The organism is Nitrosomonas communis (assembly GCF_900114745.1).
In the GTDB taxonomy this organism is placed as follows: domain Bacteria; phylum Pseudomonadota; class Gammaproteobacteria; order Burkholderiales; family Nitrosomonadaceae; genus Nitrosomonas; species Nitrosomonas communis_A.
In genome coordinates this window covers 80,122-96,461 of sequence record NZ_FOUB01000007.1, presented here as the reverse complement: position 1 = coordinate 96,461, position 16,340 = coordinate 80,122, and the positions used below count along the sequence as shown (strand labels likewise).

Sequence of the window (16,340 nt, the reverse complement as noted above, 5' to 3'; positions counted from 1 at the left end):
TTAGTCAAATGAGTGTTTTATACTATCGGCATCATCGTCTATTAAGGAGGACCCATCATGACCACCATCGTTCCCTTTAAGCCTACGAGCGCATCTGCGCCCCCTCGCTTACAGCGAGCCGAAATTGATCCTGCCGTTTGTATGCTGCCGTTATTGCAGTATCGAATTCCCGCTGGGTTTTCATCTCCTGCAGAAGATTATATTGATAAAAAGCTGGATCTCAATAGTTATCTGATACGTAACAAAGCAGCGACCTATTTCTTTCGTGTCATCGGTCATTCCATGACGGGTGCCCATATCCACGATGGCGATATGCTGGTGGTGGATCGCTCGGTTGAACCTAAACACGGGCATATTGTACTGGCAGTGATCAACAATGAATATACTGTCAAGCGACTGTATGCCTGCAATGGCGTGATCGAACTGCACGCTGAGAATCCAGCTTATCCACCCATCCGTTTTCGCGAAAACGAGGAATTGCAGGTATGGGGGGTTGTAGTGGGAACAGTAGCACGTTTTATCGTGTGATCATGTCAACTGACATCACTCTCGTCAGTAGACCACTCTTCGCTTTGGTAGACGTCAATAATTTTTATGTCAGTTGCGAGAGGGCTTTTAATCCGCATCTGATCAATCGACCGGTCGTAGTGCTCTCCAATAACGATGGCTGTGCAGTGGCCCGCTCCAATGAAGTCAAGGCGCTAGGCGTCAAAATGGGCACGCCCTGGTTCCAGCTCAAGGATTTGGTAAGACAACATGGCATCATTGCGCTTTCATCCAACTATACGCTCTACGGCGATATGTCTGACCGGGTAATGACCATCCTGCGTGATTTCAGCCCCTATGTCGAGGTCTATTCCATCGACGAATGTTTCCTGGGTTTACAAGGGTTGGGCAATCTCTGGCCAACTGCTACCGACATGGGCCAGTCGATACGTAACCGTATCCATCAGTGGACCAGCCTGCCGGTCTGTGTGGGCTTTGGCGCCACCAAGACAGAGCGATGAGGCCCCAGCCGCGAATTTCCATCAAGGTCAGGGAGACAAGAAAGCTCCCGTTACAGGCCGGATATACGAGTGCAAGTGTTTCAGCCATGCCAGATCAAAAAAATTTCACGCAAAACGGAGGAGTCCATATACGTTCATACAAACCCGTTATCTAGAAAAGAGAGGTTGCAATGAGCGATAAACCAACATCGGTAGCTGCACGTATTGCAGAACTACCAAGTCTCCCCATGTCCGAACTCTGGCAACTGTGGGACCGTTATTTCACACGACGACCAGAGTATCCGAATCGCTCTCATGTCGAATCGCGCATCGCCTATAAGATCCAAGAGGAAGCCTTTGGCGGGCTCGCCACAGCCACAAGGGAGCGTTTAGAGGCGATTGGTGCCAAACACTCCAGGATCAAGTTGCGTGCCAAGCCGCGTGAATTTAATTTTGCCCCAGGAACGGTGCTATTGCGCGAATGGGGCGAGCGCGAACACCGCGTGATGGTCACGGCCGAGGGATTATTCGAATACGAGGGGCGCTCGTTCAAGAGCTTGACTGCGGTCGCCCGTCACATCACGGGCACGCACTGGGGTGGTGGCCCCCTGTTCTTTGGCCTGATTGGCAAGCGAGGTGACCAATGAATGAGCCTGTGCACATTGCCCAAGCCAAGGTGCGCAAGCGTTGCGCCGTATACTGCCGGGTATCCTCGGATGAACGGCTCAATCAGGAATTCAATTCTATCGATGCGCAGAAGGAAGCGGGGCATGCCTACATTGCGAGTCAACGCTCGCAGGGCTGGATAGCGGTGGCGGATGATTATGATGATCCCGGCTTTTCTGGCGGCAATACTGAAAGACCGGCGCTCAAACGTTTAATAGCCGATATCTGCGCACGGAAAATCGACATTGTCGTAGTCTATAAGATCGACCGCCTGACACGCAGCCTGGCTGATTTCTCCCAGATGGTCGAGATATTCGAGCGCTATGAAGTGTCGTTCGTTTCAGTTACTCAGCAATTTAATACGACGACCTCGATGGGGCGGCTGATGCTGAACGTGCTGCTCTCGTTTGCGCAGTTCGAACGCGAAGTCACGGGTGAGCGCATCCGTGACAAGATCGCAGCAGCCAAACGCAAGGGGATGTGGATGGGCGGTGTGCCGCCGCTGGGTTATGATGTCGACAACCGCATGCTGATCGTCAACCAAACTGAGGCGGCGGTGGTGCGTCGTATCTTCGAGGAGATGTTGACCATCGGCTCGACGACCCAGATTGCTGCCAACCTAACCGCCGAGAGCATCACCACTAAGGCGTGGACGACGCAGGAAGGGCAGACGCGCAGCGGCGCGCGCATTGACAAGAAGTATTTGCACAAACTGCTGCGCAATCGCATCTACTTGGGCGAATTGTCGCACAAGGGAAATTGGTACCCTGGGGTGCACCCGCCGATCATCGACCAGGAGCTTTGGGACAAGGTTCAAGGCATGCTGAGCAGGGACGGGCATGCGCGCTCGGTGGAAACCAAGATCAGGTCACGTACTGATGCGTTGCTGCGCGGCTTGCTATATGCACCATCGGGCGAGCGGATGTATCCGACCTATTCACGCAAGAACGGGCGCAAGTATCATTATTACGTGTCCAAGTCGGAAAGCCGCTTCGGCGCACCGGGCAAGAGCTATGCGCGTTTACCCGCGCCAGAGATCGAGGCGGCGGTCGTTGCGCAGATCCGCACGGTGCTGACCAGTCCTGAAGCAGTGGCAGCTGTGGTGCGCCACATCCAGCGCAATGGTACCCAGATTGACGAGGCTGCCACCGTGATGGCCATGGGGCGGCTCAACGACGTGTGGGAGCAACTGTTTCCGGTCGAGCGCCATCGCATCGCCAATCTGATGATCGAACGCGTCGATCTCGTCCAGAGAGGTGAGATGCAGGGTATCAGGGTGAAGTGGCGTGAACTCGGCTGGAACGCTCTGCTCGGCGAATTTGCCCCGAAGGGGATCGGTGTTGAGTTACTGGAGGTCGAGAACCCATGAGTCAGCTCCCGAATGGTTCTTTTGAAACCTTTGTGCCTTTGGCATTACGCCGCCGAGGTATGCAACGCGTTACCTATGAACATAACGCCCATAATGTGACTCTGCTCGAAGGTCTTGCCCGGGCTTTTTACTGGCAGCATTTGATCGATACTGGCATGATGAAGAGCGGCTCGGCTATTGCCCGGGCAGAAAAACTGCATCATTCAGTGGTTAACGAGTTGTTACGGTTGACTTTGCTTGCCCCCGACATCATCGAACGGTTAATGGCTGGGCGCCAGCCACGTCGCATGAACTTGATTTGGTTTCAGCGCAATCCGTTGCCGATTGAATGGGAAGCCCAGCGGCAGATGGTAAAGCGCTTTGAGGAGGAAGTATGAGCAAGAAACATCGTGGGCGCATCGACGGTAGTCCGGTCACCTACCAGCTGCCTGCTCCGGCAGGCGGCGTCCAGATGGAAACGTTTATACCGTGGACGTTGGTGAAACGGGGCTACAAGAAACAAATCATCACGCCTTTGGATGCGCCACAGGCGTTCTCGGAGGAGGCATGTCGTGAGCGAGAAGCTCGTGAATCAGTGAAAGATTCCGCCTTGTTGCGTGCTCTTGGTCTTGCATTTTATTGGCAACGTCTGCTGGACGAGCAGCGTGTGGCATCAGTCGCAGAGATTGCGGATGCCGAGGGAATGGGCTTGACGCAGGTGCGCCGGATCAAGCGGCTGACCCTGTTGGCGCCTGAAGTTATTGAACAATTGATCAGCACGCCGGATGCAGTGCTAGAGCAGGTAGTGCGCCGCCCATGGTCCAACGTATGGGACGACCAAATGCATGACTTGAAGCTGCCAGATAGGTTTCTGAGCTAGTTTCTGGCAGGAATTTCGATCTTGAAGTGATTTTTAGTATATTAGTTGTAAAAATTTAGATTTAATCTGACGTATTCAAAAATAGATTGATAAGCGCTGACAATTAGCATCATTAAAATGACTGCTTCGCGAGAAAACCAGCCAGTCAATTTTTTTCAATAAATTTTCGATAATCTGGCCTCATAATATGAGGTGGCTAACACAGTCATGATCTCCAGAACTGTATTCGTTGCATTTAGGATGATATACAGCTAGTAAACCTGAGAAGCGTAATAACTTTATCGTTAATGCCAAAAGCATTTAATATATGTATTAACTATAAATTACTTATGATTCTTGAAAAACCAAAGGAGAAAATGAATGGCATTTGTAGAGCCAATCTCAATAAAAGAAGCTATAGATGGTGTTCATAAAAAGAAATACCTTCTTCCTGCAATTCAGCGAGAGTTTGTTTGGGATACATATCAAATAGAGAGACTTTTCGATTCAATTATGAAGGATTATCCAATTAGCTCTTTCTTGTTCTGGGAAGTAGATAATAGCAACATTAATAATTATCAATTTTATGAATTTGTACGTGAATACCATGAAAGAAAAAATACACATAACTCAAAAGCAAGGATAAATGGAGAAAATAGCATTACCGCAATATTGGATGGACAACAACGTCTTACATCGCTTTATATTGGGCTCAAAGGTACCTATGCTTATAAGCTACCCTATAAAAGATGGGATAATAATGACGCTTTCCCAGTAAGAAAACTTTATCTAAATCTAGTTGCGCCAGCAGATGATAACGGTGATCTTGAATATGATTTTAGATTTTTAACAACTCATGAATATAAACAAAAAGATGAAAATCATTTTTGGTTTCTCGTAGGCGATATTCTAAATTTTGAGGAACCTGTTAATGTTAATGATTATCTGCTTGAAGAAGTTATTCCAGAATATGGGAAAGAAAAATCTAGATACGCTAACAGAACACTTTTCAAACTATATGAGGTTATCCACAAAAATAAATCAATAAATTTTTTCCTGGAAAAAGGTGAAAGCTTAGATAAAGTTCTTAATATATTCATTCGTGTTAATAGTGGAGGAACACAGTTAAGCTATTCAGATCTTTTGCTTTCGATCGCCACTGCGCAATGGAGAGGGGATGCACGAGAGGAAATTACGTCGTTTGTGGACGAAATTAATTCAATAGGTGATGGCTTCAATTTTAACAAGGATTTTGTGCTAAAAAGCTGCTTAGTCCTTGCTGGATTTAAGGATATTGCGTTTAAGGTTGACAACTTCAATCAAGAAAATATGCTTGCCATCGAGCAACAATGGGAAGACATTACGAAAGCAATTAGATCAGCAGTTATTCTACTTTCCAGTCTTGGATACCACAGGGATACATTGACGTCAAATAACGCACTTATTCCAATAGCTGCATATTTACATAAAATTAAAAGCCCAGATAATTTTTCTGAATTATCAAAATATCTAAATGATAGAAGGAAAATATTTAAGTGGCTCGTAATGGTTCTACTTAAAAGAACTTTTAGTGGTCAGCCTGACAATGTCCTAAGACCAATACGAGAGGTAATCAATCAGTCAGAAGATGGGTTTCCCTATGATGAAATCATACTGAAATTAAAAGGTAGTTCTAAGGCAATATCGTTTGATGATGATGAAATAGATAATCTTCTAGGATACCAGTACGCGCAAGCATACACGTATTCAGCTTTGGCATTTATTTATCCATCGCTAGATTTTAGGAATAAGTTTCATCAAGATCATATTTTTCCAAAATATTTATTTACAGCTCAGAGGCTGAAAAAACGTGGGACAAATGATGATGATATCGAGTTTTACCTTAACAACTATAACTATTTAGCGAATTTGCAATTACTTGAAGGTGTTCCAAACCAGGAAAAATCAGGAAAAGATTTTGATGTCTGGATTAAAGAGAAATATCCGGATAACAATGAAAGAAAGGCGTATATGGAGCGGCACTATATTCCAAACATTGACCTTAAATTAGAAAACTTTCGGCAATTCATAGAAGAGAGAGAAAAACTAATTATTTCAGCATTCAAGAAATTGCTTGATTAGTTAATTGCTCGTAATAATACTCTGCACCGGATGATAATAATGCTTTGCTTCATTGTCACCGGTGGACTCGTCCATTACCACTATTAAAAAAGAATTTTGCACTACCTCACGTTTGGTTGCGTTGAATTCAATCAACCAATGTCAAGTTGAAAAGAGACTAATTATTGAAGCTGTCATCTCAAATTTGAGCTACTACATATTAGTTCAAAAGTACTGTGGCGATCAGCCGAGAATGGTCGAACTTCACTGTTACTTCTTCGGCACGACTATCTCCGCTGGAGTCTTGATTACAGAGATTGTTTCGCGCATCGCAACTGCATCCTGAATCTGCTGTTCGATGAGTTTTTGTTGAGCCGCAAGCTGCTCACGCAGTATTGCCTCGGACTGCTTCTGCTGCTCAGTATTGTCAATATCTCTTGCGACCTCTACCTGCACCCAAGTTGCCAATATCGTGACGATCACTGAAGCGATGACTGCCCACTTCGTCCAACGTAGCCCTTTGGCGGCTTGGTCGAATGTATGTTTTGCACTCCTCTGATCCTCTTCAATTTGCTTGAACCACGCGGGTAGCACGTCCTGAACCAAGGTTTGATTGATCCCCGCAACGACGACGACCAAATCATCCATTTTTTGAGCAACCTCTCTAGAATTTTTGGCACTTTCTAGTGATGCTCGACCCAAAGGCGTCTCATCAGGTCGATGAAGGCTTGGTATCCTTGGAATCTCGTTAGTTCTAGTAGTTTCAATAGCTGAAGTGATGCCCCTGAGATTTGCATCGTGAATACCCTGCTCAATTGTGCTCGTGCGAGATAGTGTACTACGAATATCGGCAAGTCCTGCCATCTGTACTTGAAGCTTTTCGAGTGCGTCATTGCCCAAGAAGCCATAGCTTAAATCAATAGACTTGCGAATGCCCTCGAGCATCTTTTTGTGACGCTCGGTTTCTTTTTTTTGACGCTCGGTTTCCTTCTTTTTAGCTGCCTTTATGGTTTCTCCGAGTTCCTTGAGTCCAGCACCTGCAGGCATCGTGCCCCAACCGTTTTGCTTCGAAATCACTGGTACGAGCAAGAGGTAGTCAGCCTCATTGAATGCATTTAAATCTTCCTCTGAGAGGGGGGCACTGTCACGATTATTTTCAATGCGGCTACTGAGCTGCCGTACCCCGGCCCTGCCCAATTCATAGGCGTCATCAATTTCGAAGCTTTTCCAATCTGTGTCGATGACATGACGGACGTAGAGGGTACTGATCGACGTTTTAACCGCAGCCTTCGCAAATAAGGTGGCGAAGTTATTGCCTTTGGGCTTCGGCTGTGATTCTTTATATGATTCAGGTGTTTCGCTCATTTAATAATTCTCTCATTCTCCTTGTTCGGTTGACAAGTCACAGTCGCTACCTCTATAGCAATTCTCGACTACAACCAACCACATCTAAACCCGCGCCAGTAAAGGAAGTGGTCTCGAGAACGCTCGCGTGACCACCAGAGAAAACGGAGAACAGAGAAGCGTCGGCGAGTGTGGAAACGTCGGGTTGAAGGGGAGGGCGCTCGCGAGGCTAGGCTCGGAATCCGCGCCAGCACTGGGTAAACGGGCAATAAAAAACCCCAACCGAGAATGGTTGAGGTTTGGTTGTTGGTGGTGGAATTGGGAACCGAACCCGCGTCCGTTTTCCGATCCAGATAATAATACCTTGGCCTTGAGGACGTGGATTAGATAATTTGGCCGAATTCCTCTCATCCATACGCTTGTTAATCACTCTTGCCGGCAATCGGAGCAGCTTCAATTTTCAGTCCGGAATCTTTTGGACGGCATACATATAGCTAATCCCATATAAAATGAATCAAATTCCATAAGCGGCAAAGAGCTGCTCGGATGAACAACCTTATCTTTTTCTGATGGCTTTGGCCTGGGCCGATTTGGGTTCAATGTCAATGACATTAAAGTCTGGAGAATAAGGCGGCAGGTATTCAAGCGTATGCCCGGCATTGGCAATGGCGGTTTGGATATCCTGCCGCTTATGGAAGGTCGCGTTGTCCATGACAATCACGCAAGCGGGCAGAAGTTTAGGCAAAAGGTCCTGCGTCACCCACGCATAGAAAATGTCGGCGGTGATATGGGCAGTAAACAAGCTTACAGTCAGGAGCGCTCCTTTGATCAGAGCGCCGATCACATTGGTTCGACCTCTTGCATGCCAATCTTTTACACCATGACAGCGTTCACCCACAGGCGCATAGCCATGCGTGCTGGTATGTCGTGCGCAAAGCCGCTTTCATCAAGGTAAACGATGACGCGGCCTTCGCGCTCATAGCCTTTAATTTTTGTCGAAAGATGCGTCGCTCTTCTTCGCTGGCCTTTGGATGACGCAGGCTTTTTTATAAGTTACACCGCGAATTATAATCAATTTATTGGAGATATGCTATAAGTGTTCGATGCGCCAGTTACTTGCAAGCTTTTGGCAATCTCAGCCTCGCTAACGTGGATGCGCACGTTCTTCATCGCAGCCAATACTTGTCCATCTCGTTCACCAGCAACGATAGCGCGCAGAATCTTCTCCCCTGTTTCTTCAGCTATGTTGGAGATGACGTTGGAAAGTTGGATATTCATCTGTGTAAGCGCTTTTTGCATGTGCTGTAAATGGCGCCCTTGGTTTTTTTGGAGCATTTCCCGCTGACGCCACAGCGAACGCAATGCGCATACCTCATCAGACGGACGAAATGCACCACGAAGCAAGCTGTAGATCATGAGTTGTTGCTGCCATTGGCAGTCGAGCACATCGGATTTACGACCAGAAACGTTCTTGACGTGGCGTGCGTTGACTAACAGCACGGTAAAACCGCGCGATTCCAGCAACTCAAATAAGGCAATCCAGTACACCCACGTGGATTCCATAGCAACCGTATCTACGCCGCAGGCCTCGAGCCAGTCGGCCAAAGCATTAAGGTCATCCGTAAAACTCGGGAACTCTCGTACTGGTTAATCATCACGGTCGGGTGGTACAGCAACAAAGTGAGAGGCACTGCCAATGTCGATGCCGGCTGCATTGGGGTGGGTGATGGTCAGGGCGGCCCGGGATTTGCCCCGTTTAAGGCTGATCGTACGATTGCGATTGCGTCTTGACATGGTTTGCTCGATCATTCGTTGTGAAATGTGGCGCTGCATCGGGTACGTTGTCTAGCTCACTCTCTCAAACGGGATATCGTTTCAGCGGCTATGAACCACCGAGCCGATTCACCAATGTCGATGACGTCACCCATGACCACCCATGACCACGCTACTCTACGAGCAATATGCACCATCGCTCTATCAGTCTTTTGCAGCACCATATTCCACTTTGCCATAATCTAGCCATTTTGTGCTTGTTCGGCGTGATTTGCGGCGTCGGGCCGATTACTTCGCTATTTTGTTTATGCCTTAATGGTATATTTTTTAATGCTGAATGCCTAAGCTTGAGTTCGTCATTAAAAAAGCATTTATTTTTCCTATACCCCAGTAATTAAAATGAATGTGTTTGCATTATTGCTTGTATCTTTTGTTTTTCCTAATATGAATAGAGATTATTCATTAACCAAAAGAGGGAGACTAATAATGGGTGGACCGAGTTCTGTAGAACGTAGTAAGAAATTAGGGGATGGATGGACAACGCTTGAATGGAGTGCTTTAAGTGGCTTTTGCATTACTATGCATACAGATAATATTCGACTAAGAAAACGCTGGTCAGGCATCCCTTACGGCGAGACTAGCGGTAATCATCTTTGTCTGAGCTGGCTTCAAACGCTTCCTTATGGTGATATACAGGCCAAGGGCAACAGACCTGGTATTGTTGTTTCATATACCTATTCACCATGACAATACTGAAGCCTTTCATATGTCCCGTGATAATTCACTAACCCAACAAGCGCCTCGTATATATTATTTGATACTTGCGGTTATGCTTGCCAATGGATTCAATCCATTTCGTCCATGGCGTGTCTTCGATTTAGGGCATATCGATGTAGTATTATGGGGGCCACCTAATGCGCCAGAGACTTTTTCGTTCCATACACGTTCATACTGGAAGTACCTTATTTCAGCATTGATAGCTCAGGATGGGAAATTGATATATAGGAAAAATTTCATATCTATCCCTTCTTTTTGGAATTCGTGGTCTATTAACGAAAAAGAATATCGGAAAACGCAAGAGTATCTATACTCACTCAAAAAAGACTCTGAGCAAAGAATCTTGAAGTACCATGCGACTCGTTTTAACTGTTTCCACGTTGCGTGCGAATGCCTTAAGCTCGCTGGCATACCGGCCCCTAAAGTCCCGCTTGAGAGGGTAGCAATTGTGCATGCAATCAAACCCAAAACATTTTTGAGACTTGTCATGCCCAGTGCAAAGTACTCAGTCATGTTACACGATTTGTGTGAGGAGGAAGGGAAATTCGATAGGCTTGACTGTTTATTCACTTCACTTTAATGCGAATTAAGAGCTGAAATAGAAGCCAGTTCATCAATAACGTTAAACTATTGAGGAAGACATCACCCAACCTCAATAAATCACAGTAACCAATGAACTGGCAAACCGATTAATAACGATTTGTCTCTATGTTTGCAAGCATTATCAGCAAAATCTTTGGGTTCATAGCCAAAGAATGAGCCATTACGCGGATTTAAGCTTTAGCGACGAAGAAGTCATTACCTTCTTCCTGTTCGGTGTAATGGACAAGCATAGACAGATCAAAGGTATTTATGAGTATGCGGATCGCCACTTACGCGATTGGTTTCCACGACTTCCAGGTTATGTGGCTTATGTTCAGCGCCTGAATCGAGTAGCCGATGTGTTTGCCCCCTTATTAGCACTGATTCAGCAAGAACAGGAAACCAGGAATCCGGGGCAAGTTTGGCTGATCGATTCATTTCCAGTGGCATTGGCCAAACAAGGCCATCGGTTTAACGCGTGTGTAGCGAAACAGTTGGCGGATGCAGGCTACTGCTCCACAAAGAAGTTATACTATTATGGTGTGCGGGTCCATATTATTGGGCGCCGCCAACCAGGCTCATTGCCGATCCCTGAGTACATCGGTGTAACTGGCGCTAGCGACCATGATGGCAAGATATTTGATCAGATTCAGCCACAATTGCACAACAATGAGCTGTACGGTGATAAAGCTTATCAACGGCCTGACGCTGAATGCATCAGGCGAGCTCAGAATCTGACCGTCATGACACCGGTTAAAAAACAAAAAGGGCAACACCATCTGGAACCACAGGATCAATGGTTGTCTACAGCGGTGTCTCGCGTTCGGCAACCGATTGAAGCCTTATTTGCGTGGATTGAAGAAAAAACAGGCATTGAATGTGCCAGCAAAGTTCGTTCTTATAATGGGCTTATGGTACATGTATTCGGAAAGCTGGCTGCGGCTCTGTTTTTCTGGAATTTTTTACGAGTTAGCTCTTAATTCACATTTAATCGGACTAATATCACAATATTATTGCTCTTTATTCTGGAATATGATAGATGTACAGAAACTATATAATTACTAGTTAGGCGCTATTTTTGGGGAGGAGATGGGGAAAAGGAATGGAAAACAATGTTCTGGCAGCGGTCATCTCAGGTATCCTCGGTGGCGGGGTAGTATCGGCACTTCTTACGCAGATTCTGCAAAAAAAGAAGACTCAGGCCGATATATCTAGAGTGGAGGCGGAGACCGAACATCTCCAAACGCAGACTTTACTCCTGCAAAAAGAGCTAAAAGGAGTTCAATCAGAAGTTAATATCACACAGGAGAAGATCAACACGCTGGTGAAATACACGTTGGCCTTCTATCTTTTGGAGCATCTGTCCAAGCTGTATCACCACGATGAAGTATACAGGTATGATCCCAACCCGCGGTTTGAACGCGACCTTCGGTTGCTACGAGACCTTGGGTATCTCGAACTTTTCCATATCAGGGACTTGCGGGCTGGTGATAAGCTAGTGGACAAGATCAATCTGACTCCCTTGGGTAAGCTATTGGTTGAGTTGCGTGAGCAAGGAGAAGGATGTAAATAGGCATAGCGCGCCTAACCAAGGCTTGCAGCCGATTGCCTCCAGCATCCGTTCATTCGCCGCTACCGCGTCCGGCAGCGGCTGAAACCTAACCCCAATATTGTACAAAGGGAAGTGGCGATTCCCTATTAATTTTTTATAATTCAGTTATAGCATATCCCCAATAAATTGATTATAATTTGCGGTGTAACTTATAAAAAAGCTTGCGTTATCTAAAGGCCAGCAAAAAAGAGCGGCGTATCTTTCAGGAAAAAATTAAAGGCTATGAGCGCGAAGGCCGCGTCATCGTTTACCTTGAAGAAAGCGGCTTTGCGCACGACATACCAGTACGCATGGCTATGCGCCTGTGGGTGAACGCTGTCATGGTGTAAAAGATTGGCATGCAAGAGGTCGAACCAATGTGATCGGCGCTCTGATCAAAGGAGCGCTCCTGACTGTAAGCTTGTTTACTGCCCATATCACCGCCGACATTTTCTATGCGTGGGTGACGCAGGACCTTTTGCCTAAACTTCTGCCTGCTTGCGTGATTTTCATGGACAACACAACCTTCCATAAACGGCAGGATATCCAAACTGCTATTGCAAATGCCGGGCATATGCTTGAATATCTTCCGTCTTATTCTCCAGATTTTAATGATATTGAGCCAAAATGGGCCCAGGCCAAAGCCATCAGAAAAAGAGAGGGCTGTTCCATCGAGCAACTCTTTACCGCTTATGGGATTTGAATCGTTTTATAGGGGATCGGATATAGCGAAAAAGAGAACCAAACCAACCTTTTTTGCTATTTATCGAACACAAATTTTACCAAATTTCGGACAATTTTCTGTTCAGTTGACGATCAAACCGTTTCTCCGCTACATTCGATTATTATTAAAAACGGTGTTTATTTTTTCTTATACATGATCGTCGGTCCACTGCTGCCCAATGGGTAGGACATAAAATACTTGGCCACTCTATACATGAATTACAGTATTACGTGGCTGTGAAAACCCATCATAGGTCGCCACGCTAGCTGCTTCCATGTACGCCCGATAAAAACTCATGCAGGGAATACTTAAAAAATCCGGCGGCCCATCATTTTACGAAACTTCCTATTCTTGTTTTCTACGCACTTTCTTTAGACTAAATTAAGGTTTCTGCTTATTTTAATTTTCATCAAGAGAGTATATTTTTTGATCTAAGTTAGTTTAAGTTTGGAATCAGGCCCTTAGATCAATCTAAGCTGTTAAACCTAAAGCCATTTTTAGATTTAAAGTGTTGGCCAAGTAAATAATATAATAAACCAGAGCCTATTTATTAAAAAAGAGGCTAAGTATTGTGAATGCACTCATCACTTTGTTAACTCTTCTCGCCTCTATATTAATTGGAAGCTGGGATTGCAAGCCGCTCCAGGCTTCCTTTCATTTTTCCTATACACTTTGCGACTGTGTTTTATACAGGGCCGCGCTTGGGTATCTAATGTTCAAAAAACCATGAATGTAGACTCCTGTCGCGATTCGGTTTTTATTAAAAAGGTATTTATTTTTTCCTATACGCCTTGTTGTTTATTCAGTAATAGATCAACTATAAGTTATCCCAGGGGGTTATATGAAGAAGTCAGTCGATCTCAAAGAATTTACAAATACCTTGCCGTACGCTAGCGAGATTTTTGGGGTCTATCAGCCTTTGCTGGGCTGGAAATCCCAACGAATTCAGAACCAGATGGACAAAGGCTTTTATGCCGATAAATTCGCTTTAATGAATACCCTTGCTGCGCATTATAAAGGTAATTTTCAGATCCACTTCAATGAGAACTCGAACTTTGACAATATAGGAAAGATCAATATCGCTGAAATGTCCGGCACTGCCCGCAGCTTTAATACGGCAATATTGAACGAGATCAGGAAAGCGCTCCCTGTGGAACAAGAAATAACCCCTGAAAAATGGAAAACTACCATAAATGCTGGTTCACTCAACCATTTATTAAATACTTCTGTCAAGGAACAAGCTACCAGATGGATGTCCGGGGGCAAAATGCCTGTATCCGTAAAAACAGTAATATCCACAGGAGAAAAAATTCAGGAGGCTAGAATTCAGTCCCTAAAGGATAGGATCAATCGAGAATCGGTAGTTGCCGGCTTACTGCTGGATCTAGTTAAGAATGAGCAATTTGATTACCTGAAACAAATTTTCTATAAGTCTCAGTTTGAAGTTAATGCATGGATCGCTAAACTGCAGTCCAAGAATCCTCTTGATTATATTGACCCAAAAAAGGAATTAGACCGTGTCGGTCTGTCGCCGATTGGAATCGTTCACTTATTTCGGCAGTATTTTTACGAATTTGATACATTTCTGGGTACGCCGGTAGGGCATATCTGGCTTAGTCCTGGTTCAAGCGTGGAACTAATTGAACTATCATCTCGCAAGACCATCGTGGAAAAAGAACTGCAAATGCAGACTGAGAATGTTGTTAAGACCGAGGCTGCTTTAACGGAACAAGATGAAATTTCGGATGCAGTAAAAGAGGAGAATCGGAATGAGACCAAGTTTGGAGCCAGTGTCACAGCCCAGGAGAACTGGATTTGGGGCAGTTCCACCCAATCAGCTAGCTTTGATATGAACAGTACGCAGCAGACTGCCCGAGAGCAAGCTCACAAGCACATGCGCCAGCAATCTTCAAAGCTGTCTACTGAAATTCGGAAAAACTACAAATCTACTTTTAAAACCACTACCGAGTATACCGATACCACCAGTAAACGCTATTCGCTAGTCAATAATACAGAAGGACTGATTAATTATGAACTCAGACGGAAGATGCGACAGGTCGGAGTGCAGGTCCAGGACGTGGGGACTTACCTTTGCTGGCAAACCTATGTCGATGAACCAGGGGCTGAATTGGGGATCGCTAACCTAGTCCATGTAGCAAAATCTCCTGAGACGGATAACATACCGAATCCAGAGCAGATAGTGCCAAAGAAACCGTTTATCGAGAAGGTCAATATTCAAATTCCGTTTATACCTGTGAATGAAAGCACAAGTGACAATGATCAAGGTTACACTCACGGCGCTGAGTATTCTAATTATGATGAGTACATCGAATATGAATTTCTGCAAAAGGTTATTTGTAAAGAAGCCGAATATTATCTTGCGGACGTAGTGCTGCAACCTCAGGGCGCGGATGCCAAACTTTCGGTAAGAGACTTTGATCCTACAAATCCTGATAAGAGTTCCAATAAGGGTACATTCACTGTCCATCTGGATTATGTTCATTTCCATGGACAGAACACAATAAATATTGAAGCTACATTATACTGGGAACCGAATCAAGATCTGAATGCTCTCAAAAAAGAGGATGACAAGAAACTAGCCCAGTATACCGCTAAAAAAGAATCGGCGTATCGCAAGGAGTTTGTCGATGCTGCCAGAGACAGAATAAAAGCGGCAAGTAATATTCAACCGCGTAAATACGAAGAGTTAAGGGAAGAGGAAAGAATTGTCATCTATCGTAGATTAATCCAGGACCTCCTTGCGCCTGAAAATATAATTCCCCAGCCGGATGACCGAACCCGTCATATCGTTTCCGAGCTGATCAATTCCATTTTCGACGTGGATAAAATGCTGTACTTCGTGGCGCCTGAGTGGTGGAAGCCGCGAGAGCATTATAATCAAACCTTCGGGGCTTTAATATCCACAGGTAAAGCTGGTAGTGACGGCAAACCGGAAATGAAACCTAATTTAATCAATACCATCACGAGTGAAGACCTGGTTGGCTGGGGCGGTATTAATGAGGCGAGAGCGGATAATTACTACATTACCGAGGAGTCGATCCCCGCCAAGTTGGGAAGTTCACTGGGCTGGCTGCTGCAGCTTGATGGTGATAACATGCGGAACGCTTTTCTCAATGCGCCATGGGTAAAAGCCGTGATCCCGATCCGTCCCGGAAAAGAAAAAGCGGCGTTAAATTGGCTGAAGCAGATCGAGGGGGTGAACGGTATTACGGAAAACGATATGTATACCGGCGATGAGCCTGATTTGCAGGGAAAAACAATGCTCCAAGTCTTGGAGATACTTGCAGAAAAAGTCACTAAGAAACATACTGATTCGATGAAAACCTCCTCAATCTCTGATCCTGAAGATGCAGACAATAAGGTTACAGCTACGCCGGTCGACAAGGTTTATGAACACGGTTTTTATCCTTTACAGGGAGGATTTAAAGCCAATGTTGGTAATGATGATTACTTCGAGGTATTCGACCAATGGGTGGAGATCCTCCCTACCGATCAGGTGGCAGCAGTAGAAGTGAAATACGATCCTAAATCAGGCCGTCAGGTTGATCTGGTCTAGGGTGTTTTCGTCG

Annotated in this window: 14 protein-coding genes and 3 pseudogenes; 13 read left to right on the top strand and 4 right to left on the bottom strand. The window is 45.4% G+C overall.

All coding sequences use genetic code 11. From position 1 onward, the window contains the following. The first annotated feature begins 57 nt into the window (after positions 1 to 57). From BM122_RS04955 to BM122_RS04925, 7 genes and pseudogenes are all read left to right on the top strand, one after another. The gene (locus BM122_RS04955; protein WP_256211884.1) at positions 58 to 528 is read left to right on the top strand and encodes a LexA family protein; all 471 of its coding nucleotides are present in this window, start codon (positions 58 to 60) and stop codon (positions 526 to 528) included. 2 nt (positions 529 to 530) lie between these two features. Next, positions 531 to 998, top strand: a pseudogene (locus tag BM122_RS04950) (Y-family DNA polymerase); the annotation flags it as partial. A gap of 179 nt (positions 999 to 1,177) precedes the next feature. Next, the gene (locus tag BM122_RS04945; RefSeq protein ID WP_074904177.1) at positions 1,178 to 1,633 is read left to right on the top strand and encodes a DUF2924 domain-containing protein; all 456 of its coding nucleotides are present in this window, start codon (positions 1,178 to 1,180) and stop codon (positions 1,631 to 1,633) included. Continuing rightward, entirely contained in the window at positions 1,630 to 3,021 is a 1,392-nt protein-coding gene (locus tag BM122_RS04940; RefSeq protein WP_074904176.1) for a recombinase family protein, read from the top strand. The genes BM122_RS04945 and BM122_RS04940 overlap by 4 nt, the downstream gene beginning before the upstream one ends. After that, positions 3,018 to 3,398 carry a site-specific recombinase resolvase gene (locus tag BM122_RS04935; RefSeq protein WP_074904174.1) on the top strand — a complete coding sequence of 127 codons (381 nt, stop codon included), beginning with the start codon at positions 3,018 to 3,020 and terminating at the stop codon, positions 3,396 to 3,398. Before BM122_RS04940 ends, BM122_RS04935 begins: the two co-directional genes overlap by 4 nt. A gap of 101 nt (positions 3,399 to 3,499) precedes the next feature. Further along, positions 3,500 to 3,880 (top strand): hypothetical protein, encoded by a 381-nt coding sequence (locus BM122_RS04930; RefSeq protein ID WP_256211883.1) that lies wholly within the window; start codon positions 3,500 to 3,502, stop codon positions 3,878 to 3,880. A gap of 360 nt (positions 3,881 to 4,240) precedes the next feature. After that, complete coding sequence (locus BM122_RS04925) at positions 4,241 to 5,980, top strand: GmrSD restriction endonuclease domain-containing protein (protein ID WP_074904171.1); 1,740 nt, start codon at positions 4,241 to 4,243, stop codon at positions 5,978 to 5,980. A gap of 249 nt (positions 5,981 to 6,229) precedes the next feature. Here BM122_RS04925 and BM122_RS04920 read toward each other — a convergent pair whose 3' ends face one another. The 4 genes and pseudogenes from BM122_RS04920 to BM122_RS23135 all read right to left on the bottom strand — a co-directional run bounded on the left by BM122_RS04920 (position 6,230) and on the right by BM122_RS23135 (position 9,315). Continuing rightward, a complete protein-coding gene (locus BM122_RS04920; RefSeq protein ID WP_074904169.1) occupies positions 6,230 to 7,324 on the bottom strand; it encodes a hypothetical protein in 1,095 nt (364 codons plus the stop codon). 535 nt (positions 7,325 to 7,859) lie between these two features. Then, positions 7,860 to 8,222: pseudogene (locus BM122_RS04915) on the bottom strand (transposase); the annotation flags it as partial. Positions 8,223 to 8,396: 174 nt separating this feature from the next. Then, positions 8,397 to 9,001: pseudogene (locus tag BM122_RS04910) on the bottom strand (IS110 family transposase); the annotation flags it as partial. A gap of 152 nt (positions 9,002 to 9,153) precedes the next feature. Then, positions 9,154 to 9,315, bottom strand: coding sequence for a hypothetical protein (locus tag BM122_RS23135; protein ID WP_177198047.1), 162 nt, complete (start codon positions 9,313 to 9,315; stop codon positions 9,154 to 9,156). Positions 9,316 to 9,562: 247 nt separating this feature from the next. On the opposite strand from BM122_RS23135, the gene BM122_RS04900 reads away from it, so the two are divergent. From BM122_RS04900 to BM122_RS04875, 6 genes are all read left to right on the top strand, one after another. Next, on the top strand, positions 9,563 to 9,823 hold the full coding sequence (locus BM122_RS04900; RefSeq protein WP_074904163.1) for a hypothetical protein: 261 nt from the start codon (positions 9,563 to 9,565) through the stop codon (positions 9,821 to 9,823). Between the two features lie 785 nt (positions 9,824 to 10,608). Beyond that, positions 10,609 to 11,415 carry a transposase gene (locus BM122_RS04890; RefSeq protein ID WP_218151995.1) on the top strand — a complete coding sequence of 269 codons (807 nt, stop codon included), beginning with the start codon at positions 10,609 to 10,611 and terminating at the stop codon, positions 11,413 to 11,415. Positions 11,416 to 11,513: 98 nt separating this feature from the next. Next, complete coding sequence (locus BM122_RS04885) at positions 11,514 to 12,008, top strand: hypothetical protein (RefSeq protein ID WP_143083323.1); 495 nt, start codon at positions 11,514 to 11,516, stop codon at positions 12,006 to 12,008. A gap of 200 nt (positions 12,009 to 12,208) precedes the next feature. Further along, entirely contained in the window at positions 12,209 to 12,376 is a 168-nt protein-coding gene (locus BM122_RS23130) for a hypothetical protein (protein WP_177198046.1), read from the top strand. After that, positions 12,352 to 12,729, top strand: a complete 378-nt coding sequence (locus BM122_RS04880) for a transposase (RefSeq protein ID WP_074904157.1) — start codon at positions 12,352 to 12,354, stop codon at positions 12,727 to 12,729. Before BM122_RS23130 ends, BM122_RS04880 begins: the two co-directional genes overlap by 25 nt. Before the next feature lie 862 nt (positions 12,730 to 13,591). Beyond that, positions 13,592 to 16,327, top strand: coding sequence for a hypothetical protein (locus BM122_RS04875; RefSeq protein WP_074904156.1), 2,736 nt, complete (start codon positions 13,592 to 13,594; stop codon positions 16,325 to 16,327). Positions 16,328 to 16,340 lie beyond the last annotated feature (13 nt).

Bases quoted from the DNA above. Each gene is read 5' to 3' on its own strand.
- BM122_RS04875 (WP_074904156.1), top strand. From the start codon at position 13,592: ATGAAGAAGTCAGTCGATCTCAAAGAATTTACAAATACCTTGCCGTAC.
- BM122_RS04940 (WP_074904176.1), top strand. From the start codon at position 1,630: ATGAATGAGCCTGTGCACATTGCCCAAGCCAAGGTGCGCAAGCGTTGC.
- BM122_RS04925 (WP_074904171.1), top strand. From the start codon at position 4,241: ATGGCATTTGTAGAGCCAATCTCAATAAAAGAAGCTATAGATGGTGTT.
- BM122_RS04900 (WP_074904163.1), top strand. From the start codon at position 9,563: ATGGGTGGACCGAGTTCTGTAGAACGTAGTAAGAAATTAGGGGATGGA.
- BM122_RS23135 (WP_177198047.1), bottom strand. From the start codon at position 9,315: ATGGCAAAGTGGAATATGGTGCTGCAAAAGACTGATAGAGCGATGGTG.
- BM122_RS04920 (WP_074904169.1), bottom strand. From the start codon at position 7,324: ATGAGCGAAACACCTGAATCATATAAAGAATCACAGCCGAAGCCCAAA.
- BM122_RS04945 (WP_074904177.1), top strand. From the start codon at position 1,178: ATGAGCGATAAACCAACATCGGTAGCTGCACGTATTGCAGAACTACCA.
- BM122_RS04955 (WP_256211884.1), top strand. From the start codon at position 58: ATGACCACCATCGTTCCCTTTAAGCCTACGAGCGCATCTGCGCCCCCT.
- BM122_RS04890 (WP_218151995.1), top strand. From the start codon at position 10,609: ATGAGCCATTACGCGGATTTAAGCTTTAGCGACGAAGAAGTCATTACC.
- BM122_RS04935 (WP_074904174.1), top strand. From the start codon at position 3,018: ATGAGTCAGCTCCCGAATGGTTCTTTTGAAACCTTTGTGCCTTTGGCA.